Origin of the sequence: Geodermatophilus sp. YIM 151500, from assembly GCF_025716945.1 — a bacterium.
Taxonomy (GTDB): domain Bacteria; phylum Actinomycetota; class Actinomycetes; order Mycobacteriales; family Geodermatophilaceae; genus YIM-151500.
This window is the reverse complement of record NZ_JAOVZT010000006.1, coordinates 261,405-284,070: the sequence shown is the minus strand read 5'-3', so window position 1 is coordinate 284,070 and position 22,666 is coordinate 261,405. Positions and strand designations below refer to the sequence as shown.

21 protein-coding genes are annotated in these 22,666 nt (G+C 74.7%); 8 read left to right on the top strand and 13 right to left on the bottom strand.

The features are described from left to right. Positions 1-28: 28 nt before the first annotated feature. Positions 29-1,012, bottom strand: coding sequence for a substrate-binding domain-containing protein (locus OF117_RS12915; protein ID WP_263553251.1), 984 nt, complete (start codon positions 1,010-1,012; stop codon positions 29-31). A gap of 349 nt (positions 1,013-1,361) precedes the next feature. Next, a complete protein-coding gene (locus OF117_RS12910; protein WP_263553250.1) occupies positions 1,362-2,528 on the bottom strand; it encodes a Gfo/Idh/MocA family protein in 1,167 nt (388 codons plus the stop codon). Between the two features lie 109 nt (positions 2,529-2,637). Between OF117_RS12910 and OF117_RS12905 the strand changes: the two genes are divergently transcribed. From OF117_RS12905 to OF117_RS12895, 3 genes are all read left to right on the top strand, one after another. Beyond that, the gene (locus OF117_RS12905) at positions 2,638-2,904 is read left to right on the top strand and encodes a hypothetical protein (protein WP_263553249.1); all 267 of its coding nucleotides are present in this window, start codon (positions 2,638-2,640) and stop codon (positions 2,902-2,904) included. A 75-nt stretch (positions 2,905-2,979) separates the two neighbouring features. Next, positions 2,980-4,044, top strand: coding sequence for a Glu/Leu/Phe/Val family dehydrogenase (locus OF117_RS12900; protein ID WP_263553248.1), 1,065 nt, complete (start codon positions 2,980-2,982; stop codon positions 4,042-4,044). Positions 4,045-4,202: 158 nt separating this feature from the next. Next, positions 4,203-4,421, top strand: coding sequence for a DUF3073 domain-containing protein (locus OF117_RS12895; RefSeq protein WP_263553247.1), 219 nt, complete (start codon positions 4,203-4,205; stop codon positions 4,419-4,421). Between the two features lie 123 nt (positions 4,422-4,544). Here OF117_RS12895 and purM read toward each other — a convergent pair whose 3' ends face one another. Both purM and purF read right to left on the bottom strand, forming a co-directional pair. Then, positions 4,545-5,606, bottom strand: a complete 1,062-nt coding sequence (gene purM, locus OF117_RS12890) for a phosphoribosylformylglycinamidine cyclo-ligase (RefSeq protein ID WP_263553246.1) — start codon at positions 5,604-5,606, stop codon at positions 4,545-4,547. Next, positions 5,603-7,168, bottom strand: a complete 1,566-nt coding sequence (gene purF, locus OF117_RS12885; RefSeq protein ID WP_263553245.1) for an amidophosphoribosyltransferase — start codon at positions 7,166-7,168, stop codon at positions 5,603-5,605. Before purF ends, purM begins: the two co-directional genes overlap by 4 nt. Positions 7,169-7,456: 288 nt before the next feature. On the opposite strand from purF, the gene OF117_RS12880 reads away from it, so the two are divergent. Next, on the top strand, positions 7,457-8,866 hold the full coding sequence (locus tag OF117_RS12880; protein ID WP_263553277.1) for an OFA family MFS transporter: 1,410 nt from the start codon (positions 7,457-7,459) through the stop codon (positions 8,864-8,866). Continuing rightward, the gene (locus OF117_RS12875; RefSeq protein WP_263553244.1) at positions 8,863-9,015 is read left to right on the top strand and encodes a hypothetical protein; all 153 of its coding nucleotides are present in this window, start codon (positions 8,863-8,865) and stop codon (positions 9,013-9,015) included. The genes OF117_RS12880 and OF117_RS12875 overlap by 4 nt, the downstream gene beginning before the upstream one ends. A gap of 122 nt (positions 9,016-9,137) precedes the next feature. Here OF117_RS12875 and OF117_RS12870 read toward each other — a convergent pair whose 3' ends face one another. From OF117_RS12870 to purB, 6 genes are all read right to left on the bottom strand, one after another. Continuing rightward, positions 9,138-9,521 carry a sterol carrier family protein gene (locus tag OF117_RS12870; RefSeq protein WP_263553243.1) on the bottom strand — a complete coding sequence of 128 codons (384 nt, stop codon included), beginning with the start codon at positions 9,519-9,521 and terminating at the stop codon, positions 9,138-9,140. 16 nt (positions 9,522-9,537) lie between these two features. After that, positions 9,538-11,850 (bottom strand): phosphoribosylformylglycinamidine synthase subunit PurL, encoded by a 2,313-nt coding sequence (purL, locus tag OF117_RS12865; RefSeq protein WP_263553242.1) that lies wholly within the window; start codon positions 11,848-11,850, stop codon positions 9,538-9,540. After that, positions 11,847-12,518, bottom strand: a complete 672-nt coding sequence (gene purQ, locus OF117_RS12860) for a phosphoribosylformylglycinamidine synthase subunit PurQ (protein ID WP_411969451.1) — start codon at positions 12,516-12,518, stop codon at positions 11,847-11,849. Before purQ ends, purL begins: the two co-directional genes overlap by 4 nt. 3 nt (positions 12,519-12,521) lie before the next feature. Then, positions 12,522-12,761 (bottom strand): phosphoribosylformylglycinamidine synthase subunit PurS, encoded by a 240-nt coding sequence (purS, locus tag OF117_RS12855; protein ID WP_263553240.1) that lies wholly within the window; start codon positions 12,759-12,761, stop codon positions 12,522-12,524. Positions 12,762-12,862: 101 nt separating this feature from the next. Beyond that, on the bottom strand, positions 12,863-13,729 hold the full coding sequence (locus tag OF117_RS12850; RefSeq protein WP_263553239.1) for a phosphoribosylaminoimidazolesuccinocarboxamide synthase: 867 nt from the start codon (positions 13,727-13,729) through the stop codon (positions 12,863-12,865). Then, complete coding sequence (gene purB, locus OF117_RS12845) at positions 13,726-15,033, bottom strand: adenylosuccinate lyase (protein ID WP_263553238.1); 1,308 nt, start codon at positions 15,031-15,033, stop codon at positions 13,726-13,728. Before purB ends, OF117_RS12850 begins: the two co-directional genes overlap by 4 nt. Positions 15,034-15,096: 63 nt before the next feature. Between purB and OF117_RS12840 the strand changes: the two genes are divergently transcribed. Next, positions 15,097-16,644, top strand: coding sequence for an AI-2E family transporter (locus tag OF117_RS12840; protein ID WP_263553237.1), 1,548 nt, complete (start codon positions 15,097-15,099; stop codon positions 16,642-16,644). 25 nt (positions 16,645-16,669) lie between these two features. Here OF117_RS12840 and purD read toward each other — a convergent pair whose 3' ends face one another. Continuing rightward, complete coding sequence (gene purD / locus OF117_RS12835) at positions 16,670-17,947, bottom strand: phosphoribosylamine--glycine ligase (RefSeq protein ID WP_263553236.1); 1,278 nt, start codon at positions 17,945-17,947, stop codon at positions 16,670-16,672. Between the two features lie 76 nt (positions 17,948-18,023). Further along, the gene (rsgA, locus tag OF117_RS12830) at positions 18,024-19,142 is read right to left on the bottom strand and encodes a ribosome small subunit-dependent GTPase A (RefSeq protein ID WP_263553235.1); all 1,119 of its coding nucleotides are present in this window, start codon (positions 19,140-19,142) and stop codon (positions 18,024-18,026) included. Between the two features lie 95 nt (positions 19,143-19,237). Here rsgA and OF117_RS12825 point away from each other — a divergent pair, with 95 nt between their 5' ends. Next, the gene (locus tag OF117_RS12825; protein WP_263553234.1) at positions 19,238-20,266 is read left to right on the top strand and encodes a glycerophosphodiester phosphodiesterase family protein; all 1,029 of its coding nucleotides are present in this window, start codon (positions 19,238-19,240) and stop codon (positions 20,264-20,266) included. A 322-nt stretch (positions 20,267-20,588) separates the two neighbouring features. Here OF117_RS12825 and OF117_RS12820 read toward each other — a convergent pair whose 3' ends face one another. Continuing rightward, complete coding sequence (locus tag OF117_RS12820) at positions 20,589-21,878, bottom strand: adenylosuccinate synthase (RefSeq protein WP_263553233.1); 1,290 nt, start codon at positions 21,876-21,878, stop codon at positions 20,589-20,591. Positions 21,879-21,959: 81 nt separating this feature from the next. On the opposite strand from OF117_RS12820, the gene OF117_RS12815 reads away from it, so the two are divergent. Further along, positions 21,960-22,568 carry a hypothetical protein gene (locus OF117_RS12815; protein ID WP_263553232.1) on the top strand — a complete coding sequence of 203 codons (609 nt, stop codon included), beginning with the start codon at positions 21,960-21,962 and terminating at the stop codon, positions 22,566-22,568. Positions 22,569-22,666: the final 98 nt, after the last annotated feature.

Genomic DNA, 22,666 nt, shown 5'->3' with positions numbered 1-22,666 from the left:
CCGGCCGGACCCGGCTCCCCCCGTGCGACTACCGGGTGTTGTTCTGCGCGTACTCGACGATCGGGCCGATGTTCGTCTGGTCGACGACGGACGGACCGGTGAGCACCGGGCCGCCACCGCCGATGTCGTTGCCGTTGGTGAGGTTCAACCACAGCGACGTGACCGCCATGTAGCCCTGCACGTAGGGCTGCTGGTCGACGGAGAACAGGATCTCGCCCGACTCGATCGCCTGGGCGACGTCGGCGTTGAGGTCGAAGGTGACGACCTGCGCCTGGCTGCCGGAGTCGGCCTTCGCCTGGTTCGCGGCCAGGGCGATGTCGGCACCCAGCGCCACGACGTTGGCGATCGACGGGTCCTGCTGCAGCTTGGCCCCGATGGTCTGCTGCACCGCCGGCAGGTCGCGGCCGCTGACGTAGAGGATCTCGGTGTCGGGGAAGGTCTTCTGCACGCCGGCGCAGCGCGCTTCGAGCTGCACCTGCCCCTGCTCCTGGATCACGCAGACGGTGTGGCCGGCGTTCTCCTCGGAGATCTTCGTGCCCACGGTCTGCCCGGCGAGGTCCTCGTCGGAGCCGAAGTACATGGTGACGCCGTAGTTCTGGTAGTCGTTGATGCCGGCGTTGAAGGCGACCGTCGGGATCCCCGCGTCGACCGCGTCCTGCACCGTCGGACCGATCGCGTCCGGGGTGGGCAGCGTGGTGGCCAACCCGTCCACGCCGCTGTCGATCGCGTTCTGGACCAGCGTCGCCTGCTCGCCGGCGTCCTGGTTGTTCGAGTAGTTCAACGTGATGCCGTGGTTGGCGGCGGCCGCCTCGGCACCGGCGCGGATCTTGTCCCAGAACGTGTCGCCCGGGGCCTCGTGGGTGACCATCGCGATGGTGTACTCCTCGCCGCCTGCCGCGCCGGCGGCGCCGGGTTGGTTGCGCGCACCGCCCTCGCTGCTGCAGGCGGCGAGCGCCAGACCGACGGCGGCGAACCCGACCGCGGCCTTCATCGGCGTCCCGATACTTCTCATCGAGCCATTCCTTCCTGTCTGCGATCCACCGGGAGGGCGGGCCGCCGGCCGGTGCGGGACCTCCCGCGGGGAAGCGATCGGCATGCGGCTGCGGAGATAGTGCTGCTCCGGCGCCTCCACCGGTAGGGCGTCGGAGCCGGAGTCAGGACCGGAGCACCGCAACGCGGTGGTTCCTATGTCCTGACAAACTGACATGGCTCAATGTGACAGCGGTAACAACGGTCGTCAAGACGCTGTCCGCAGTCGATTGCGCGACGATCCGGCTGCGACCACGCCGGGTCACGGTCTCGTAACGAGTTGGGAGTGGTCGTCCGCGGCGCGCCGGGCGCGGGGTCCGACGCGGTCGGGCTCAGCGGGGTACGACGTCCACCCAGCCGCCGCGCTCCGCGGACTCCGCCATCGCGTCCAGTGCCACGGCCGCCGCGACGGCGTCGTCCAGCGAGGGGCCGTGGGCGCGCCCGTCGGCGATCGAGCGCAGGAAGGTGCAGGCCTCGACCACCTTGAGGTCGTCGTATCCCATGGCGATCCCCGCACCGGGCTGGAAGGCGGCGTAGTCGCCGGCTCCGGGGCCGACGAAGAGCGTGCTGACCGGCTGGTCCTGGTACGCCGAGCCCTGGCTGACGCCGAGTTCGCCCATCCGGCGGAAGTCCCAGAAGAGCGCGCCGGTCGTGCCGTGCACCTCGAAGCCGTAGGCGTTCTGCTCCCCGACGGCGATCCGGCTCGCCTCCAGCACGACCCGGGCCCCGGAGGCGCAGCGCAGCAGTGCCGACACGTAGTCGTCGTTCTCGACCGGGCCGGGCTCCCCGCCGGTCGCCCGGGCGTGACCGGCCGTCGCCGCGCCGGGGCGGGCCCGCTCGGCGACGAAGACCGCCGTGTCGGCGACCAGGGAGCTCACCTCGCCGAGGAGGTGGCGGACCAGGTCGATGCCGTGCGACGCGAGGTCGCCCAGGACGCCGCTCCCGCCCCGGGCGCGCTCGTACCGCCAGGTGAGCGCCCCCTCGGGGTGCGCGGCGTAGTCGCTGAAGAAGCGGAACCGGGCGTGCGTGACCGTGCCGATGCCGCCCGAGGCGATGAGGTTGCGCGCCGCGGCGACGGCGGGGGCGTTGCGGTAGTTGAACCCGACCGCGCTCCGCACGCCCGCCCGGTCGGCCGCCGCGGCCACCGCCTGCGCGTCGTCGGCCGTCAGCCCCACCGGCTTCTCGATCCACAGGTGCCGGCCGGCCTCGGCGACCGCGGCGCCGATCTCGCGGTGCAGGAAGTTGGGCGCGGTGACGCTGACCGCCTCGACGTCCGGATCGGCCAGCACGTCCTGCCAGGCGCGGGTCGCCCGGAGGAAGCCGAACTGCTCGGCGGCCTGCTCCGCCCGGCCCGGCACCTCGTCGGCGACCGCGACGAGCCGGGGCAACGCCGGCAGGTCCGGGAAGTGGTGCCGCACCCGCGCGTAGGCCTGGGCGTGCACCCGGCCCATCCAGCCGAAGCCGATGACCGCCACCCCGACGTCCCGCGCGCCCGCCACGCGCGGCAGCGTAGCCGCGCGCCGGTCGGGTGTCTCCGGTCTGGTGCTGCCACCCCCGGCGGTGCATGGTGGGTGCGGGCCGCGACCCGGCGGCCGCGGGAGGTCGGGCATGGCACGCAGGTCGAGGATCGGCGCGGAGCTGCAGCGCGGGCTGCTCGAGTTCCTCCGTCCGCCGTCCGCCCGTCTCGAGGAGCAGCTGAGCGAGCGGGTGCGGCCCCGGCTCGCCGCGATCGGGCACAGCCACGCCGGCCGCCCGGCCGGGGAGGTGTGCGCGGCGCTCGAGTCGGTGGTGCGCGCGGCCGGGGGCGACCCCGACATGGCGGCCCTGGCCGAGTTCGCCGAGCAGATCGAGGCCGGCGAGAACCCCTTCGAGTGAGCGCGGTGCACCCGGCCGCGCACCGGGCGTCGTGCGCGCGGCTCCCGCGGCTCCGGCGCGAACTAGGCTCCTGACGTGGACGTACTGCGCGAGGGGCACGAACAGGTCGTCTTCTGCTCCGACCGCGAGAGCGGGCTGCGCGCGGTGATCGCGATCTGGTCGACCGCCCTGGGACCCGCCCTCGGCGGCACCCGCTTCTACCCCTACGCGAGCGAGGACGACGCCGTCACCGACGTGCTCGCGCTGTCGCGGGCGATGGCCTACAAGAACAGCCTGGCCGGGCTCGACCTCGGCGGCGGCAAGGCCGTCATCATCGGCGAACCGCGCACCGACAAGACCGAGGCGCTGCTGCGCGCCTACGGCCGCTTCGTCGAGTCGCTGGGCGGTCGGTACCTGACCGCCTGCGACGTCGGCACGACGAATGCCGACCTCGACGTCGTCGCGCGGGAGACCCGGTACGCGCACGGCCGGTCGGAGGCCTACGGCGGCTGCGGCGACTCGTCGGTGCTCACGGCGTACGGCGTCTTCCAGGGCATGCGGGCCGCCGCGCAGCACACCTGGGGCGAGCCGACGCTGGCCGGCCGGACCGTCGCGGTCGCCGGTGTGGGCAAGGTGGGCACCTGGCTGGTCGGTCACCTGGTCGAGGACGGCGCCGACGTGGTGGTCAGCGACGTCGACCCGGCCGCGGTCGCGCGGGTGCGCGCGAGCCACCCGTCGGTGCGCGCGGTCCCGGACACCGCGACGCTCGTGCGCACCCCGCACGACGTCTACGCGCCCTGCGCGCTCGGGCGGGCCCTCGACGAGGCGACCGTCGCCGTGCTCCCCGCGGCCATCGTCTGCGGCGGCGCGAACAACCAACTCGCCACCGCCGACGTCGCCCAGCAGCTGGTCGACCGCGGCATCCTGTACGCCCCCGACTACCTGGTGAACGCGGGCGGGGTGATCCAGGTCGAGGACGAGCGGCACGGCTTCTCCTTCCAGCGCGCGCAGGCCAAGGCGAGCGGGATCTTCGACGTCGCCCTGCGGGTCTTCGAGACGGCGACCAAAGAAGGCGTGCCGCCGGCGATCGCCGCCGACCGGCTGGCCGAGGAACGGATCGCCTCCGTGGGCCGGCTGGCCACCATCCGGCTCCCCCGCTGACGGCGACGGAGGGCTCCGTCCCCCGGAGGGTGGACGCGTGCCCGTGGCCGATCCGTGTCGTAAGCTCGCTCCAGACACAGTCACTCAGTCGGGGTCACCACGCGGGCCGTCCAGCCCGGAGCTGGGCTCCCGGACGCCGTAACGAGGGGGTCGAGCCGATGGGGCGCGGCCGTGCGAAGGCCAAGCAGACGCGCGTGGCCCGTGAGCTCAAGTACAGCTCACCGAACACCGATCTCTCCGCGCTGCAGCGCGAGCTCGCCGGTCAGCCGTCGTCCTTCCCGTCGCACCACGCGACGGACGACGACGAGGACGACGAGTACACCGACCGCTGGGCGGACGACGACGCGGACGACGACTGGGCGACCAGCTCCCGCTGAGCCCCGGTCGCATCCGCAGGCCACGACAGCTCCCGGTAGCGGCCACCGACCTCTGGTCGGTGGCCGTCAGCCGGGGGCGCCGTCGTGCCCGGGGGACCAGGCCGGCGCGGCCGGCGCGGCCGCTCAGCGGTAGGCGCCCACCAGCCGGGCCGCCTCGGCGCCCGCCCGCGGCCCGACCGTGCCGGCCACCCAGGCCGGCACACCCCGTCCGGCCAGCGCCGTGACGACCGCGTCGGCGACGCCCGGCGCGACGGCGGCGACCATGCCGACGCCGCAGTTGAAGGCGCGCTCGGACTCCGCACGCGGCACGCCGTGCTGCTCGAGCAGCGCCACGACCGGCGGGAGCGCCCACGTGCCGCGGTCCAGGGTCGCCTGCAGGTCCTCCGGCACGACGCGGGCGGTGTTGCCGGCCAGCCCTCCCCCGGTGATGTGGGCGAAGGCGTGCACGGCGTCGACGCCGAAGTCGCGCACCAGCGCGAGGCAGTCCGGCGCGTAGATGCGGGTGGGCTCGAGCAGCTCCTCGCCGAGCGGCCGGTCGAGCCCGCTCGGGGTGCCGTGCAGGTCGAGCCCGGCCGCGGCGACCACGCGGCGCACCAGGGAGTAGCCGTTGGAGTGCAGCCCGGACGACGCCATCGCGACCATCGCGTCGCCGTCCCGGACCCGCTCGGGGCCGAGCACCGCGTCGGCCTCGACTACGCCGACCGCGGTCGCCGCCAGGTCGTAGTCGTCCGGGGCCATGAGGTCACCGTGCTCGGCGGTCTCGCCGCCGACCAGGGCGGCGCCCGCCCGCATGCAGCCGGCGGCGATGCCGGTGACGACGGCCGCGATCCGCTCGGGCACCACCCGCCCGCAGGCCACGTAGTCCTGCAGGAACAGCGGCTCGGCTCCGCAGGCCACCAGGTCGTCGACCACCATCGCCACCAGGTCGATGCCGACCGTGTCGTGCCGGTCGAGCCGCCGCGCCAGCGCGATCTTGGTACCCACCCCGTCGGTGGACGAGGCGAGCAGCGGGCGCCGGTACTTCGCGGTGTCCAGCGCGAACAGCCCGGCGAAGCCGCCGAGGCCGCCGACCACCTCCGGCCGGCTGGTGCGCTGCACCGCCGTCCGCATGAGTTCGACGGCCCGCTCACCGGCGTCGATGTCGACGCCGGACGCGGCGTAGGTGAAGCCGTCCCCGGCCGTCACGGACGCGACAGCGCGTCCTCGGCGCCGCCGGGCAGCGTGGCGCTGCCGGCCTGCTGGCCGGTCCAGCCGCTGACCGCCCGCGTCTCGTCGACGCGCGGCATCGGGGTGCGCCCGGAGGCCTCGAGGACGTGCTTGCCGAGCAGGCCGGCCTCGCCCAGCGGGATCGGGTACTGGCCGGTGAAGCACGCCGTGCACAGCCGGGTGGCCGGCTGCTCGGTGGCCGCGATGAGGCCCTGCTCGGACACGTAGCCCAGCGAGTCGGCGTTGATCGACGCCCGGACCCCGTCGATGTCCAGGCCGTTGGCGATGAGCTCGGCCCGGCTGGCGAAGTCGATCCCGTAGAAGCAGGGCCACTTGACCGGCGGCGAGGAGATGCGCACGTGCACCTCGACGGCGCCGGCCTCGCGCAGCATGCGGATCAGCGCCCGCTGGGTGTTGCCCCGCACGATCGAGTCGTCGACGACGACGAGCCGCTTGCCGCGGATGACGTCGCGCAGCGGGTTGAGCTTGAGCCGGATGCCGAGCTGGCGGATGGTCTGCGACGGCTGGATGAACGTGCGGCCGACGTAGGAGTTCTTGACCAGCCCCAGCCCGTACGGGATGCCGCTCGCCTCGGCGTAGCCGACGGCCGCCGGGGTGCCCGACTCGGGCACGGGGATGACCAGGTCGGCGTCGGCCGGGTGCTCCCTGGCCAGCCGGCGACCGATCTCGACGCGGGCGGCGTGCACGCTGCGGCCGCCGATCGTCGTGTCGGGGCGGGCCAGGTAGACGTACTCGAAGACGCAGCCCTTCGGCTCGCTGTGCGCGAAGTGCTGGCTGCGCAGCCCGTTCTCGTCGATGGCGAGCAGCTCACCGGGCTCGATCTCGCGCACCACCGAGGCGCCGACGATGTCGAGGGCGGCGGTCTCGCTGGCCACCACCCAGCCGCGCTCCAGACGACCGAGCACCAGCGGGCGCACGCCCTGCGGGTCGCGGGCGGCGTACAGGGTGTTCTCGTCCATGAAGGTGAAGCTGAACGCGCCGCGCAGCTGGGGCAGCACCTGCATGGCGGCGTCCTCGACGGGGAGGTCGGGGCGGGCGGCGATGAGAGCGGTGACCAGGTCGGAGTCGGTGGTGGCCGCGAAGGCGCCCGGGACGCCGTCGTCCGCGGCCTTCGCCGCCAGCTCGGCGGTGTTGACCAGGTTGCCGTTGTGGCAGAGCGCCAGGCCGGTGCCATCCTCGGTGGTGCGGAAGGTCGGCTGGGCGTTCTCCCAGGTCGAGGCGCCCGTGGTGGAGTAGCGGGTGTGGCCGACGGCGAGGTGGCCGCGCAGGCTGCCCAGGGTCGGCTCGTCGAAGACCTGGCTGACCAGCCCGAGGTCCTTGTAGACCACCACCGAGGAGCCGTCGGAGACGGCGATGCCCGCGGCCTCCTGCCCCCGGTGCTGCAGGGCGTAGAGCCCGAAGTACGCGAGCTTCGCGACCTCCTCGCCGGGCGCCCACACGCCGAAGACGCCGCAGGCGTCCTGGGGGCCGGGGGAGCCGGGGTCGAGGTCGTGCGTCAGCCGTCCATCACCTCGGGGCACCTGTCGAGGGTACCGGCGATCGGCGCTCCCCTCCGACCGGCGCCCGGGTCTGCACCCGCCGCGTCCCGGGGTGCCTGCTCCTCGTCCGGCGTCCCGACTGGCCGGATGCGGTGGTTGAGGGTTCACTGTGTTGTGCAGCACACCATGGAGTCGTGCACAACGATCAGATCACGATCGACGAGCGGGCTGCCCTTGCCTCGCTTAGGGTGCCGAGGCCGTGCGGGAACCAGCAGGCGACCGGGTTGCGCCCCGCTCCCGGTCCGGACGACCGGAGGTCCGACCTTGGCAGTGCCGAGCATCCTGTCCCGGGAGCGCATCGTCGCGCGACCGGGCTTCAACCGGTGGCTCATCCCACCGGCCGCGCTGGCGGTGCACCTGTGCATCGGGCAGGCGTACGCGACCAGCGTGTACAAGTCCGCGCTGGTGGCCCACTTCGACACCAGCCTGACCGCGATCGGCGTCATCTTCTCGATCGCGATCGTCATGCTCGGCCTCTCCGCGGCCGTCTTCGGCACCTGGGTCGACAAGAACGGCCCCCGGGCGGCCATGTTCACCGCCGCCTGCTTCTGGGCCGCCGGCTTCCTGGTCGGCTCGCTCGGCATCGCGACCGAGCAGCTGTGGCTGCTCTACTTCGGCTACGGCTTCCTCGGCGGCATCGGCCTGGGCATCGGCTACATCTCGCCGGTGTCGACGCTGATCAAGTGGTTCCCCGACCGGCCGGGCCTGGCCACCGGCATGGCCATCATGGGCTTCGGCGGCGGCGCGCTGATCGCCTCCCCGATCTCCCGGCAGCTGATGAGCCTGTACGACCCGAGCTACGACGGGACCGCGGGCACGACGCCGGACGGCGGCGCCGTCGCGGGCCTCTTCCTCACCCTCGGCATCGTCTACTTCTGCTTCATGGTGTTCGGCTCGGCCATCGTGCGGGTGCCGGCGGAGGGCTGGCGGCCCGAGGGCTGGGACCCGTCGACCGTGAAGCAGAAGGCCCTGGTCACCACGGAGAACGTGTCGGCGCGCAACGCCGTCAAGACCCCGCAGTTCTGGCTGCTGTGGACGGTGCTGTTCTGCAACGTGACGGCGGGCATCGGCATCCTCGAGCAGGCCGCGCCGATGATCCAGGACTTCTTCCGCACCGGGGAGACCTCGGCGATCGCGGCGTCCGCGGCGGCCGGTTTCGTGGGCGTGCTCTCGCTGTTCAACATGGCCGGCCGGTTCGTCTGGTCGTCGACCTCGGACTACATCGGCCGCAAGAACATCTACATGGTCTACCTGGGCGTCGGCCTGCTGCTCTACGTGGCGCTGGCGACGCTGGGCAGCAGCGCGACCTGGCTGTTCGTCGTCCTCGCGGCCATCATCCTGTCGTTCTACGGCGGCGGCTTCGCCACCATCCCGGCCTACCTGCGCGACCTGTTCGGCACCTACCAGGTGGGCGCGATCCACGGCCGGCTGCTGACCGCCTGGTCGGCCGCCGGTGTCGCCGGCCCGCTGATCGTCAACGGCGTCCTCGACACCCAGGGCACCCCCGGCCAGCTGGTCGCCGGGGACTACCGCCCGGCCCTGTTCATCATGGTCGGCCTGCTCGCCGTCGGGTTCCTCGCCAACCTGATGGTCAAGCCGGTCGACGACCGGTGGCACGAGCCGAAGAAGGCCGAGGCCGCCTCCACCGCCCGCACCCCGGAGAGGAGCGCCGCGCGATGAGTTCGTCCCTGTCCACGTCGGACCGGCAGCAGCAGCCCACGCACACCCCGGTCGCACTGATCGTCTTCGCCTGGGCGCTGGTCGGCATCCCGTTGCTCTACGGGCTGTTCCGCACCGTGCAGACGGCGATCACGCTGTTCACCGGCTGAGCAATGACGCCGTCGTCCTCCGGACGACACCGCGGCCAGGAGCCGTCCGCCGGCCGCGCTGAGCCGCTGCGTCGCGCCTGCGCGGACCCCCTCCGGGGGCCCACTCGGCACGACCATGCGGGTCACCTGAGTGGGGCCAAGGGCAGGTACGGGGAGAGGTCGGCGCGGTTGCCGCTGGCGGTGAGCGCACCCCGCGCGAGCGCCTCGTCCCAGGTCAGCGCGCCGGTGACGAGGCGTAGCCAGGTGGCCGGGTCGGTCTCGACCACGTTGGGTGGCGTGCCGCGGGTGTGCCGCGGCCCGGGCACCAGCTGGACGGCGACGTGCGGGGGAACCCGCAGCTCGACCGAACGGCCGGGCGCCTGCTGGGCCAGCCACCTGGCGGACGTCTTGACCGCGGCTGCCAGCACCGGCCGCGGCGGCGGCTCGGCCTCCCCCGCCAGCCACGGCCGGACCGGGTCGACCGCGGCGCGCAGCTCGGCGGCCGGGATCGGCGCCGCTGGGCCCATGCCCGCAGACCCGCCGCTAGCTCGTGGGGACGGTGCCCGCCGGGACGCTGCCGACCGTGACCTCGGGCGAGCCGAACAGCGCGGGGAGGGTGGCGGTCCAGGCGGCGCGCAGCTCGGCGAGGGGCAGCTCCGGGAGGTCGGCCACCCGCAGGGCGTCACCGCCCGTCGTGCCGAGTTCGGTGACCCGCACGCCGGCCCAGTCGGCGGTGACGCGGACCGACCCCGGGTCGGTCGTCGTCACCACGGCGCGCGCGCCGGACTCGCTGAACAGCGCGGTGAAGGCGTCGCCGGCCACCGCCGACAGGTCGAGCGCGGCACCGGTGCCGTAGCGCAGCGCCGACTCGGCGAGCGCCTGGGCGAGGCCGCCGTCGGAGAGGTCGTGCGCGGAGGTGACCAGGCCCTCGCCGACCAGCCCGGCGAGCAGGGCGGCGAGCGCCTTCTCGGCCGGCAGGGCCACCGCCGGCGGGCGGCCGCCGAGGTGACCGTGCATGACGGAGGCCCACGCGGAGCCACCGAACTCCGCACGTGTCTCGCCGAGCAGCAGCACCGTCTCCCCCGCCGCCCGCCAGCCGGACGGGACCCGCCTGCGGACGTCGTCGTGCACCCCGAGCACGCCGATGACCGGCGTCGGGTTGATCGCCACGTCGCCGGTCTGGTTGTACAGGCTGACGTTGCCGCCGGTCACCGGCAGCCCGAGCTCGCGGCACCCGTCGGCCAGCCCGCGGACGGCCTCGGCGAACTGCCACATCACCGCGGGCTCCTCCGGCGACCCGAAGTTCAGGCAGTTGGTGACGGCCAGCGGCCGGGCGCCGGAGACCGCGACGTTGCGGTAGGCCTCGGCCAGGTTGAGCTGCGCGCCGGCGTAGGGGTCGAGGCGGGCGTAGCGGGCGTTGCCGTCGAGGGCGAGCGCGATGCCGCGGTGGGTGTCCTCGTCGATGCGGACGACGCCCGCGTCGTCCGGTTGAGCGAGCACCGTGTTGCCGCGCACGTAGCGGTCGTACTGCTCGGTGACCCAGGTCTTGTCCGCACCGTCCGGGCTGCTGACGACGGCCAGCCAGTGGGCGGTGAGCTCGGCCCCGGTCGTCGGCCGCGGCAGCGCGGCGGGGTCGTCGGCCCGCAGGTCGTCGAGGTCGGCCGGGCGCTGCACGGGCCGCTCGTAGACGGGGCCCTCGTGCGCCACCGTGCGCGGGGGGACGTCGACGATGCGCTCGCCGTGCCAGTCGACGGTCAGCCGGTCGCCGTCGGTGACCTCGCCGATCACGGTGGCCTGCACGTCCCACCTGCGGCAGACGGCGAGGAAGTCGTCGACCTTGCCGGGCTCGACGATCGCGCACATGCGCTCCTGCGACTCGCTCATCAGGATCTCGGCCGGGGTGAGCGTGGAGTCGCGCAGCGGGACCCGGTCGAGGTCGACGTGCATGCCGCCGGTGCCGGCGCTGGCCAGCTCGCTCGTGGCGCACGAGAGGCCGGCGCCGCCGAGGTCCTGGATGCCGGTGACCAGCCCGGCGGCGAAGATCTCCAGGCACGCCTCGATCAGCAGCTTCTCGGTGAACGGGTCGCCCACCTGCACGCTGGGCCGCTTGGCCGGGCTGAGCCCGGCTTCGGCGGCGTCGGCGAAGGTCTCGCTGGCGAGCACGGACACGCCGCCGATGCCGTCGCCGCCGGTGCGCGCGCCGAACAGGACGACCCTGTTGCCGGCTCCCTCGGCCTTGGCCAGGCGGAGGTCCTCGTGCCGCATGACGCCGACGCACAGGGCGTTGACCAGCGGGTTGCCCGCGTAGCACTCGTCGAACGACAGCTCGCCGCCGATGTTGGGCAGGCCGAGGCAGTTGCCGTAGCCGCCGACACCGGCGACCACGCCGGGCAGCACGCGGGCGGTGTCGGGGGCGTCGGCGCGGCCGAAGCGGAGGCTGTCCATGACCGCGACCGGCCGGGCGCCCATGGTGAGGATGTCGCGCACGATGCCGCCGACCCCGGTGGCCGCGCCCTGGTAGGGCTCGACGTAGCTGGGGTGGTTGTGGCTCTCGACCTTGAAGGTGACCGCGTAGCCGTCGCCGACGTCGACCACGCCGGCGTTCTCGCCGATGCCGACGAGCAGCGCCTCGCTCCTGGGCAGGTCGCCGAACTGGCGCAGGTGGACCTTCGAGCTCTTGTACGAGCAGTGCTCGCTCCACATGACCGAGTACATGGCGAGCTCGGCGGTGGTCGGCCGGCGGCCGAGGATGTCGCGGATGCGGACGTACTCGTCGTCCTTCAGCCCGAGCTCGGTGTACGGCTGCGGCTCGTCGGGGGTGCCGACCGCCCGCTCGACCGTGTCGACGGTGATCACGCGGCCACCACGGCCGTGAGCACGCTGGTGAAGAAGCCGAGGCCGTCGGTGGACGGGCCGGTGAGGTCCTCGACGGCGTGCTCGGGGTGCGGCATGAGCCCGACGATCCGGCCGTCCGCGCTGGTCACCCCGGCGATGTCGCGCAAGCTGCCGTTGGGGTTGCCCTCGACGTACCGGACGACGACCCGGCCCTCCTCCTCCAGCCGGTCGAGGTCGGCCGGGGCGGCGACGTAGCGGCCCTCGCCGTTCTTGACCGGGACGACGATGCGCTGGCCCGCGGTGTAACTGCCGGTCCACGCGGTGTCGGCACGCTCGACGCGCAGCGCCTGGTCGCGGTTGCGGAAGTGCAGGTGGCCGTTGCGGGTGAGCGCGCCGGGCAGCAGGCCGGCCTCGCAGAGCACCTGGAAACCGTTGCAGATGCCCAGCACGGGCAGTCCGCTCCTCGCCTTCGCGACCACGGAGTGCATCAGCGGTGCGCGGGCGGCGATGGCCCCGGCCCGCAGGTAGTCGCCGTAGGAGAAGCCGCCGGGCAGGACGACGGCGTCGACGTCCTCGAGGTGGTCGTCGGCGTGCCACAGGCTCACCGGCTCCCCGCCGGCGAGGCGGACCGCGCGCGCGGCGTCGACGTCGTCCAGGCTGCCCGGGAAGGTGATCACCCCGATCCGCACGGCTCAGGCCCCCGGCAGGTGCAGCTCGACGTCCTCGATCACCGGGTTGGCCAGCAGCGTCTCGGCGATCTGCTGCAGCTCGTCCCGGTCGGGGGTGCCGTCGACCTCGAGCACGAAGTGCTTGCCCTGGCGGACGCTGCGCACCGAGCCGTGGCCGAGCCGGCCGAGCGCACCGAGCACCGCCTGGCCCTGGGGGTCGGAGATCTCCGGCTTGAGGACGACGTCGACGACCACCCGCGGCACGCGCACGAGGGTACAAGCCGCTCCACCGGCACCCCGCGTGCCACCTCGTCCCGGGACGCCCTCCCCGCCGGCGGGCCGCCGCTCCGAGCGCGGGCGACCCCTCAGGTGAAGGCGCGGCCGGTCAGCGTCTCGTAGGCGGTGACGTAGCGCTCCCGGGTGGCGGCGACGACGTCGTCGGGGAGCTCGGGCGGGGGCGAGACCCTGTCCCACCCGGACGACGTCAGCCAGTCGCGCACGAACTGCTTGTCGTAGGAGGGCTGCGGACCGCCGGGCGACCACGTGTCGGCCGGCCAGAAGCGCGACGAGTCCGGGGTGAGCACCTCGTCGGCCAGCACCAGCCCGCCCGAGGCGTCCACGCCGAACTCGAACTTGGTGTCGGCGAGGACGATGCCGGCCGCCTCGGCGAGCTCGGCCGCCTCCCGGTACAGCTCCAGGGTGAGCGCGCGCAGCGCGTCGGCGCGGGCGGCGCCGACCATCTCCACCACGCGCTCGAAGCCGATCGGCTCGTCGTGCTCGCCGACGTCCGCCTTCGTCGACGGGGTGAACACCGGCGTCGGCAGCCGCGAGCCCTCCACCAGCCCGGCCGGCAGCGGGACGTCGACGATGCGCCCGGTGCGCCGGTACTCCGCCGTCCCCGACCCGGCGAGGTAGCCGCGGGCCACGCACTCGACCGGCAGCATCTCCAGCCGCCGCACGAGCATCCCCCGGCCGGCCACGGACGGCGGGACGTCGGTCGTCGAGAGCAGGTGGTGCGACGCGCCGAACCGCTCAAGCTCCGGGGTGAGCTGCTCGAACCACCAGGCCGACAACGCGGTCAGCACCCGGCCCTTGTCGGGGATGGGTGTGGGCAGCACGGCGTCGTAGGCCGAGATGCGGTCGGAGGCGACCATCAGCAGCCGGTCGTCGCCGGCGTCGTAGACCTCGCGCACCTTGCCGCGCGCGACGAGGGGCAGGTCGGGGGCGGTCATGCCAGCGCGGCCAGCCGGTCGAACAGCGGCCCCAGCTTCTCCACGTACCGCTCGGGGCGGCAGATCTCGTCCAGTCGGGGCTCGTCGAGCTCCACCCCTGCGGCCTTGGCGCGCGTGCGCAGCGTCTCGCGGAACGGCGTCCCGCTGTTCCACGTCTCCATGGCCGCCGACTGGACGAGCGCGTAGGCGTCCTCCCGCGACAACCCGCCCTCGACGAGTTCCAGCAGCACCGACGACGTGTAGATCAGCCCGCCGGTCGACTCCAGGTTGGCCCGCATCCGCTCGGCGTCGACGACGAGGTTCTCGACCAGCCCGGTGGTCAGATGCAGCAGGTAGTCGGTGGTGATCGCGGCGTCGGGGAGGAACACCCGCTCGGTCGAGGAGTGCGAGATGTCGCGCTCGTGCCACAGCGGGATGCCCTCCATGACCGGCACGACCGCTGCCCGCACCACCCGCGCCAGCCCCGCGATGCGCTCGGAGCGGATCGGGTTCTTCTTGTGCGGCATGGCGCTCGACCCCTTCTGGCCCGAGCCGAACGCCTCCGACAGCTCCCGCACCTCGGTCCGCTGGCCGTGCCGCACCTCCAGCGCGATCGTCTCGCAGACGGTCGCCACGATCGCCAGCGCCGACACCCACTCGCTGATCCCGTCGCGCAGCACGACCTGCGTGGAGGCGTCCGCCGGCCGCAGCCCGAGCGCGTCGGCGACCGCCACCTCGACCGACGGGTCGACCAGGGAGTACGTGCCGACCGCGCCGGAGATGGCCACCACGCCCACCGCGGCGCGCGCCGCGCGCAGCCGGTCGCGCGAACGCGCCGTCGCGAAGGCCAGGTCGGCGACGCGGTGGCCCCACACGTCGGGCTCGGCGTGCACGCCGTGCGTGCGGCCGACCTTGATGGTGCCGCGGTGCGCCAGCCCGTGGTCGCGCAGCGCCGCGACCAGGCGGTCCAGCCGGGCCAGCAGCAGGTCGGTCGCCTCGGTCAGCTGCACGGCCAGCGCCGTGTCGAGCAGGTCGGACGACGTCATGCCGTGGTGCACGTAGGCCGCCGCCGACCGCGGCTCGGTGTTGTCGGCCCAGGCGGTGAGGAAGGCGATGACGTCGTGCTGCGTCGTCTCCTCGATCTCGGCGACCCGTTCCGGGGTGGGTGGCGGGGCCGCGCGCACCGGTTGGACGACGTCGGCGGGCACCCGCCCCGCGGCGGCGTGCGCCTCGAGCACGAGCGTCTCGACCCGGCACCACAGCTCGTACTTGTGCCGGTCGCTCCAGACCCGGCCCATCTCGGGGAGGGTGTACCGCTCGATCATGCGTGCCTCGCCCGCCGCCGGTCCGCTCGTCGCACCACGGGAACATCCTCCCGCAGGGCTACCGTGATCATCGACGACCCCTACACGCGCGGGAGGTGGGCCATGCTGCGCCGGGCGGGCACCCTGCTGGCACGCGCGCGGGCACGCATCCACGCAGCGCGGACCCACGACCCGCACGACTGGCCCGACGCCGGGGGCCGGCTGCTCCTGCGGACGGCGCAGGGCCACGCCGGCGGCGACCGCGTCGCCGACGACGACCCCCTCGACGACGACCTCCTCGACGACGTCGCGGACGACGAGCCCGCGGACGACGAGCCCGCGGACGGCGAGCCCGCGGACGGCGGCGCCCATCGGTCGGAGGGCTCGTCGCGCCCGCCGCTGGGCAGCCCCGAACCCGGCGCGCCCGACCTCGACGGCCCGCTCGCGCCCGGCGGCATCAGCGGACCGCCCGAGGCCGGCCGCAGTCGCCGCCCGGGCGTCCGCCGTCCGCCGGCCATGGCCGTGCACCCCAGCAGCGAGGCCGCCGTGCCACCGGGGCTGCGGACGGCGGCGTCCTGGTCGTGGCGGCTGATCGTGGTGGTGGCCGGGCTCTACGTCTTGCTGTGGGCGGCCGCCCGCGTCGACGTCGTCCTGGTGCCGGTGATCGTCGCGCTGCTGCTGGCGGCGCTGCTGCAGCCGGGCGCGGCCTGGCTCATCCGGCACGGCTGGCCGCCGTCCCTGGCGGCGCTGGCCATGCTCGTCGTGGGGCTGGGCGTCGTCGCCGGCATCATCACGCTGGTCGTCGAGCGGATCATGGACGGCTTCGGCGACCTCGCCCAGCAGGTCAGCCAGGGCATCGAGCAGGTCCAGGACTTCGTCGTCCGCACCTTCCCGATCACCCAGGGCCAGCTCGAGGCGGCCGTCACCCAGCTGCAGGACACGCTGGTGGCCAACCAGGAGGACCTCGCCTCGGGCGCGCTCACCACCGCGACCACGGTGGGCGAGGTCGTCACCGGCACCGTCCTGGCCCTGTTCACCCTGTTCTTCTTCCTCAAGGACGGCCGCGGGATCTGGCTGTGGCTGGTCGGGCTGTTCCCCCACGACTCCCGCGCGTACGTCGACGAGGCCGCGCGGCGCTCGTGGCGCACGCTGATCTCCTACGTGCGCGCGACCGCGGTCGTGGCCCTGTTCGACGCGGTCGTCATCGGCATCGGGCTGGCGGTGCTGGGCGTGCCGCTGGTGGTCCCGCTGGCCGCGCTGGTGTTCCTCGGCGCGTTCATCCCGATCATCGGCTCGTTCCTGGCCGGCACGGTCGCGGTGCTGGTCGCGCTGGTCTCCGACGGACCCATCGCGGCTCTCGTCGCGCTGGGCATCATCACCGCCGTCATGCAGCTGGAGGGCCACGTGCTGCAGCCGCTGCTGCTCGGCCGGGCGGTGCGGGTGCACCCGCTGGCCGTCGTCCTGGCCATCGCGGCCGGGCTGCTCGTGGCCGGCATCTTCGGGGCGCTGATCGCCGTGCCCACGGTCGCCTGCGCCAACGTCGCCGGCACCTACCTCAGCCGTCGGCACCTCGGCCCGCGGCCGCCGGAACCCCGGCGGGAGCGCGCCGCCTCACCGGTCACCGCGAGCTGAGCGCGGCCCGGCCGCGGGTGGTGCGCTAGAGCGCCGGGACGGCGATCCGCCTCTCGACCGCGGCCAGCGCGATGTCGGTGCGCCAGTGCGCGCCGGCGAGCCGGACGCCGGCCACCCGCTCGTAGGCCGCCCGCCGGGCGGCGGCCAGGTCGGACCCGGTCGCGGTGACGGCCAGCACCCGGCCGCCGGCCGACACGACCGTCCCGTCCGGGGCCAGCGCGGTGCCGGCGTGCAGGACGCCCTCGCCGTCGGCGCCGGTCACCGGGTCGCCGGTGCGCGGCGCACCCGGGTAGCCGGCGGCCGCGACGACCACGGTGACCGCCGCGCCGTCGCGCCACCGCAGCGGCGGGTGGGCGGCGAGCACCCCGGTCGCCGCCGCCTGCAGCAGACCGGCCAGCGGCGTCTCCAGCAGCGGCAGCACCACCTGGGTCTCCGGATCGCCGAAGCGGGCGTTGAACTCCACCACCCGGACGCCGCGCGAGGTCAGCGCCAACCCGGCGTAGAGCAGCCCGGCGAACGCCTCGTCGCGCCGGGCCATCTCGTCGACCGTCGGCTGCAGCACCGTGGCGAGCACCTCGTCGACCAGTTCCGCCGGTGCCCAGGGCAGCGGCGCGTAGGCGCCCATCCCCCCGGTGTTGGGGCCGGCGTCACCGTCGTCGCGCCGCTTGGCGTCCTGGGCGGGCAGCAGCGGCAGCACCGTCCGCCCGTCGGTCACCGCGAACAGCGACACCTCCGGGCCGTCGAGGTACTCCTCGACCAGCACCGCGCCACCGGCGTCCAGCACCGCCCGCCCGTGCGCGACCGCCGCGGCGCGGTCGTCGGTGACCAGCACGCCCTTGCCGGCGGCCAGGCCGTCGTCCTTGACCACCCAGGGCGCTCCGCCGGTGTGCTGCGCGGCCTCGTCGAGGGCGGTCTCCAGCTCGGCCCGCCCGCCCACCGGCCACGACCGGGCCGTGGGCACGCCGGCGGCGGCCATCACGCCCTTGGCGAAGGACTTGCTGCCCTCCAGCCGGGCCGCCTGCGCCGACGGGCCGAAGCAGGCGATGCCGGCGTCCCGCACCGCGTCGGCCGCGCCGGCGACCAGGGGCACCTCGGGCCCGATCACCACGAGGTCGGCTCGCCACTCGCGGGCCAGCCCGGCCACCGCGACCGGGTCGGTGACGTCGAGCGGGAACGGTTCGGCGAGCGACCGGGTGCCGGCGTTGCCGGGCGCGCAGGCCAGCGCCAGCACCGCGGGGTCGGCGGACAGAGCGACGCACAGGGCGTGCTCCCGGGCACCGGAGCCGATCACCAGCACGCGCACGGACGGCGACGCTACTCAGCCCGCCCCGTGCTGGGTCCGGCCACCCTCCGAGCCGGAGTGGTCCATCGATGTCGTTTCACGAGCGCGGGCGGTTCGGCTGGGCGCGCAGCGCTCGGGTGAAGGCCCGCACCCGGGCCCGCTCGGTGGCCCGGGCCCGCGCGTCGGACCGCAGCGCCTGCCGGTGCGCCTCCGCCTCGAGCTTGCGCCAGGCGACGTACCGGGCGGGGTCGAGGGTGCCGGCGTCGATGGCGGCCGCCACCGCGCAGCCGGGCTCGGTCCGGTGCGCGCAGTCGCGGAAGCGGCAGGCCGCGGCCAGCTCGGCCACGTCGGCGTAGGCGGCCGCCACCCCGTCGGCGTCGTCGTGCAGCGCCAGCTCGCGCATGCCGGGGGTGTCGACGAGCAGCACGCCGCCGGGCAGCACGTGCAGCTCGCGCGCCGTGGTGGTGTGCCGGCCGCGCCCGTCGGCGCGGATCTCCCGGGTCGGGGCGACGGGGACGCCGGCCAGCGCGTTCGCCAGGCTGGACTTGCCCACCCCGGAAGGACCCACCATGGCGGCGGTCCGGCCGGGGCCGACGGCCGCGGCGACGGCCGCCAGACCCTCCCCCGTCACCGAGCTGACCGGCAGCACCTCGACGCCCAGCGCGACCTCGGCGACCTGCGCCACGGCGGCGGGGACGTCGTCGCACAGGTCGGCCTTGGTGAGCACGACGACCGGGGTCGCCCCGCTGCTCCACGCCACCGCGAGGTAGCGCTCGACCCGCCGCGGCCGCGCCGGACCGGCGAGCGCGTCGACGACGAGCACCGCGTCGAGGTTGGCGGCCACCACCTGGGCCGCCGAGGTGCGGCCGGCGACGGTGCGGACGAACGCGCTCCGCCGGGGCAGCACCGCGACGGCCCACCCGGCGCGCAGCGCCACCCAGTCGCCGACCGCCGGCCCACCCGGCGGACCGGGTCGGTCCAGGACGGCGCCGCTGCGGGCGGCGGTGGTCCGGGCGACGGTGGTCCGGGCGACCGCGCCCGGCGCGGTCTCGTGCAGGGCGGCCACCGCGGGCACCGACCGCTCACCGTCGTCGGAGACCACGCGCAGCCAACCGCGGTCCACCCGTACCACCCGGGCCGGGCGGCTGTCCGGAGGCAGCTCGGCGGCCCGGTCGGGGGTCCAGCCCAGCGCTGCGAGATGCGTCACACCGGCCATGGTGGCGCCCAGGTCAGGCGCCCGTCTCCCGAATTGTGCGCAACGCGCCGGGCGACGTTCGCCGTCCCGTCACCTGGCCGGGGTCCCCTGAAGGCATGCGCGCGACCGAGTCGCCGGCCCTCCTCACCGCGACGCGCCCGGCGCTGCCCGCCGTCGTCGGGCACCGCGGCGCACCCGCCTACCGCCCCGAGCACACCCTGGCCTCCTTCGAGCTGGCCATCGACCTCGGTGCCGACCTGATCGAGCCCGACGTCGTCGTGAGCGGCGACGGCGCCCTCGTCGTCCGGCACGAGGCGGAGCTCTCCCGCACCACCGACGTGGCCGCGCGCCCGGAGTTCGCCGCCCGACGGCGCACCCGCGAGGTGCACGGCCGCCCGTGCACCGGCTGGTTCGTCGACGACTTCACGCTGGCCGAGCTGCGCACCCTCCGGGCCATCGAGCGGATGCCGGACCTGCGCCCGCTCAACACCACCTACGACGGCCGGTTCGGCGTCCTCACCCTGGCCGAGGTGGTCGACCTCGCCCGCCGGCGCTCCACCCCCGGCCGCCCGGTGCGCGTGCTGGCCGAGCTCAAGCAGCCGGGGCCGGCCGCGGCCGGCCGGCGGCTGGCCGCCCTGGTGGCGGCCGAGCTGCGCCGCCTCGGCGCCACCGGGCCCGACGGCAGCGTGGTCGTGCAGTCGTTCGACCCCGTGGTGCTGCGGGAGCTGCGCACCGACCTCGGCGACCACGGGCCGCGCCTCCTGCAGTTGGTGGACGACGACCCCGTCGACGACCCGCTGGTGACCCCCGCCGGCCTGCGCGAGGTGTCGACCTACGCCCAGGGCATCGCGCCCAGCCGGCACCGCATCCTGCTGCGCGGCGGCGGGCACGCGCTGGTCGGCATCTCCGACCTGGTGCACCGGGCGCACGACGCCGGCCTGCTCGTCGTCCCGTGGACGGTGCGCCCGGAGAACTGCTTCCTGCCCGCGCACCTGCGCCGCGGCGAGCACCCGGCCGCGCGCGGCGACGCCGCCGGCGAAGCCCGGCTGCTCATCGGCCTGGGCGTCGACGGGCTGATCACCGACTGCCCCGACGTCGCCGTCCGGGTGCGCGCCGAGCTGGAGCGCCTCCCCGCCGGGCTCTGACCCGCTGAGCCCGCCGGGGCTCGTCCTCGCGTCGCGGGGGCCGGAGGCCTCCCGGCGCGAGGACGTGGTGGCAGGGCTCCGCTCAACCGGGGGACGGCACCGGGCCGCGGTGCGGCGTCGTGATCGAGCGGGGGCCCGCAGGGTCCCCCGAGGAACGACCGGGCGCAGGGCTCCCGCTCAACCGGGGGACGGCACCGGGCCGCGGTGCGGCGTCGTGATCGAGCGGGGGCCCGCAGGGTCCCCCGAGGAACGACCGGGCGCAGGGCTCCCGCTCAACCGGGGGACGGCACCGGGCCGCGGTGCGGTCCGGAGGACCGCGGTGTCATTGCAGCAGGTCGTTGACGAGGACGTTCTCGTCACGGCCGGGGCCGACGCCGATGACGCTGATCCGCGCGCCGGAGAGCTCCTCCAGCCGGCGCACGTAGGCCTGCGCGTTCGGCGGCAGCTCGTCGAAGGTGCGGCAGGTCCGGATGTCCTCGAACCAGCCGGGCATCTCCTCGTAGACCGGTGTCGCGTGGTGGAACTCGGTCTGCGTCATCGGCATCTCCTCGTGCCGGACGCCGTCGACGTCGTAGGCGACGCAGACCGGCACCGTCTCCAGGCCGGAGAGCACGTCGAGCTTGGTGAGGAAGTAGTCGGTGATGCCGTTGACCCGGCTGGCGTAACGGGCGACGACGGCGTCGAACCAGCCGCAGCGCCGGTCGCGGCCCGTGGTGACGCCGACCTCGCCGCCGTGCTTGCGCAGGTACTCGCCGCTGGCGTCGAACAGCTCGGTCGGGAACGGGCCGGAGCCCACGCGGGTCGTGTACGCCTTGAGGATGCCGACCACCCGGGAGATCCGGGTCGGTCCGATGCCGGCGCCGGTGGCGGCCCCGCCCGCGGTCGGGTTGGACGACGTCACGAACGGATACGTGCCGTGGTCGACGTCGAGCAGGGTGCCCTGCGACCCCTCCAGCAGCACCCACTCGCCGGCGTCGAGCGCCCGCCCGAGCAGCAGCCGGGTGTCGGCGATCCGGTGCTTGAGCTGCTCCGCGTACGCCGCGTACTCCTCGACGACCTCGTCGACGTCGATCGCCTTGCGGTTGTAGACCTTGACCAGGACCTGGTTCTTCTCCTGGAGCGTGCCCTCGAGCTTCTGCCGCAGGATCGACAGGTCGAGCAGGTCCTGCACGCGGATGCCGACCCGGGCCACCTTGTCGCCGTAGGCCGGGCCGATGCCGCGGCCGGTGGTGCCGATGCGCCGCTTGCCGAGGAACCGTTCCGTCACGCGGTCCAGCGCCCGGTGGTGCGGCATGATCAGGTGCGCGTCGGAGGAGATGACCAGCCGCGAGGTGTCGACCCCGCGCTCCTCGAGGCCGGCCAGCTCGCCGATGAGCACGTCGGGGTCGACCACCACGCCGTTGCCGATGACCGGCGTGCAGCCCGGCGTGAGGATCCCGGACGGGATCAGGTGCAGCGCGTACTTCTCGCCGTCCGGGGTGATCACCGTGTGCCCGGCGTTGTTCCCGCCCTGGTAGCGGACGACGTAGGGCACCCGGCCACCGAGCAGGTCGGTGGCCTTGCCCTTGCCCTCGTCGCCCCACTGGGCACCGATCAGCACGACAGCCGGCATGGGTTCGGGGTTCTCCTCGGTCGTCGTCGGAGCGGCAGCGCACCGGCGGTCAACCGGCTGGCAGGTGGCAGGGTAGTCGGCATGCCTCCCGTCGAGCTGGACCTCCGGCGCCTGGACCCCGGGGAGGCCCCGCGGCGGGACAAGCTCGCGGCGGCCGAGACCGCCGACGCCCTCGTCGTCCGCGGGCCGGTGGCGGCGCTGAACGCCGTCCTGGCCCTGCTGCTCAAGACGGGTCGCAACGCGGTGGTGCCGGTCGCCTGGGCGCCGACCCGCGACAAGGAGTCCGCCGCCCTGGCCGACGCGCTTGGGGTGGGCACCGGGCGACCGCGGGACCTCACCCTGGTGCGCGACGACCACGGCGGGGTGCTGCTGCACCACGGCCGGCTGGAGTCGGCGGACGGCGGACGGCTGAGCTCGCGCGTCGGCCTGCGCGCCTACCACGACGACATCAAGGTGGCCGACGGCGACGTCACCCGGATCGACGTCCGCCCCGACTGGAGCGCCGTGGACACCATCGGCGTCACCGTCATGGTGCAACCGCTGCGGCCGACCCGACGGACCAGCGGCCGCGCCCTGCAGGTCGCCAGCGACCCGGCGCGCATCGTCCGCGACGGCGTGCCCTACGGCCGGCCGGTGCAGCGCTGGACGTGGTACGCCGACGAGCGGGTGCGCTGGCGCCTCGAGCCCTGACGGGGTGGATCCGTGCGGGTGACCCGCGGGTGACCCGCACCGATCCACTCCATGGCAGGCGGCACCTGCGCACCGCCCGGCTCGTCGTGGACACTGGG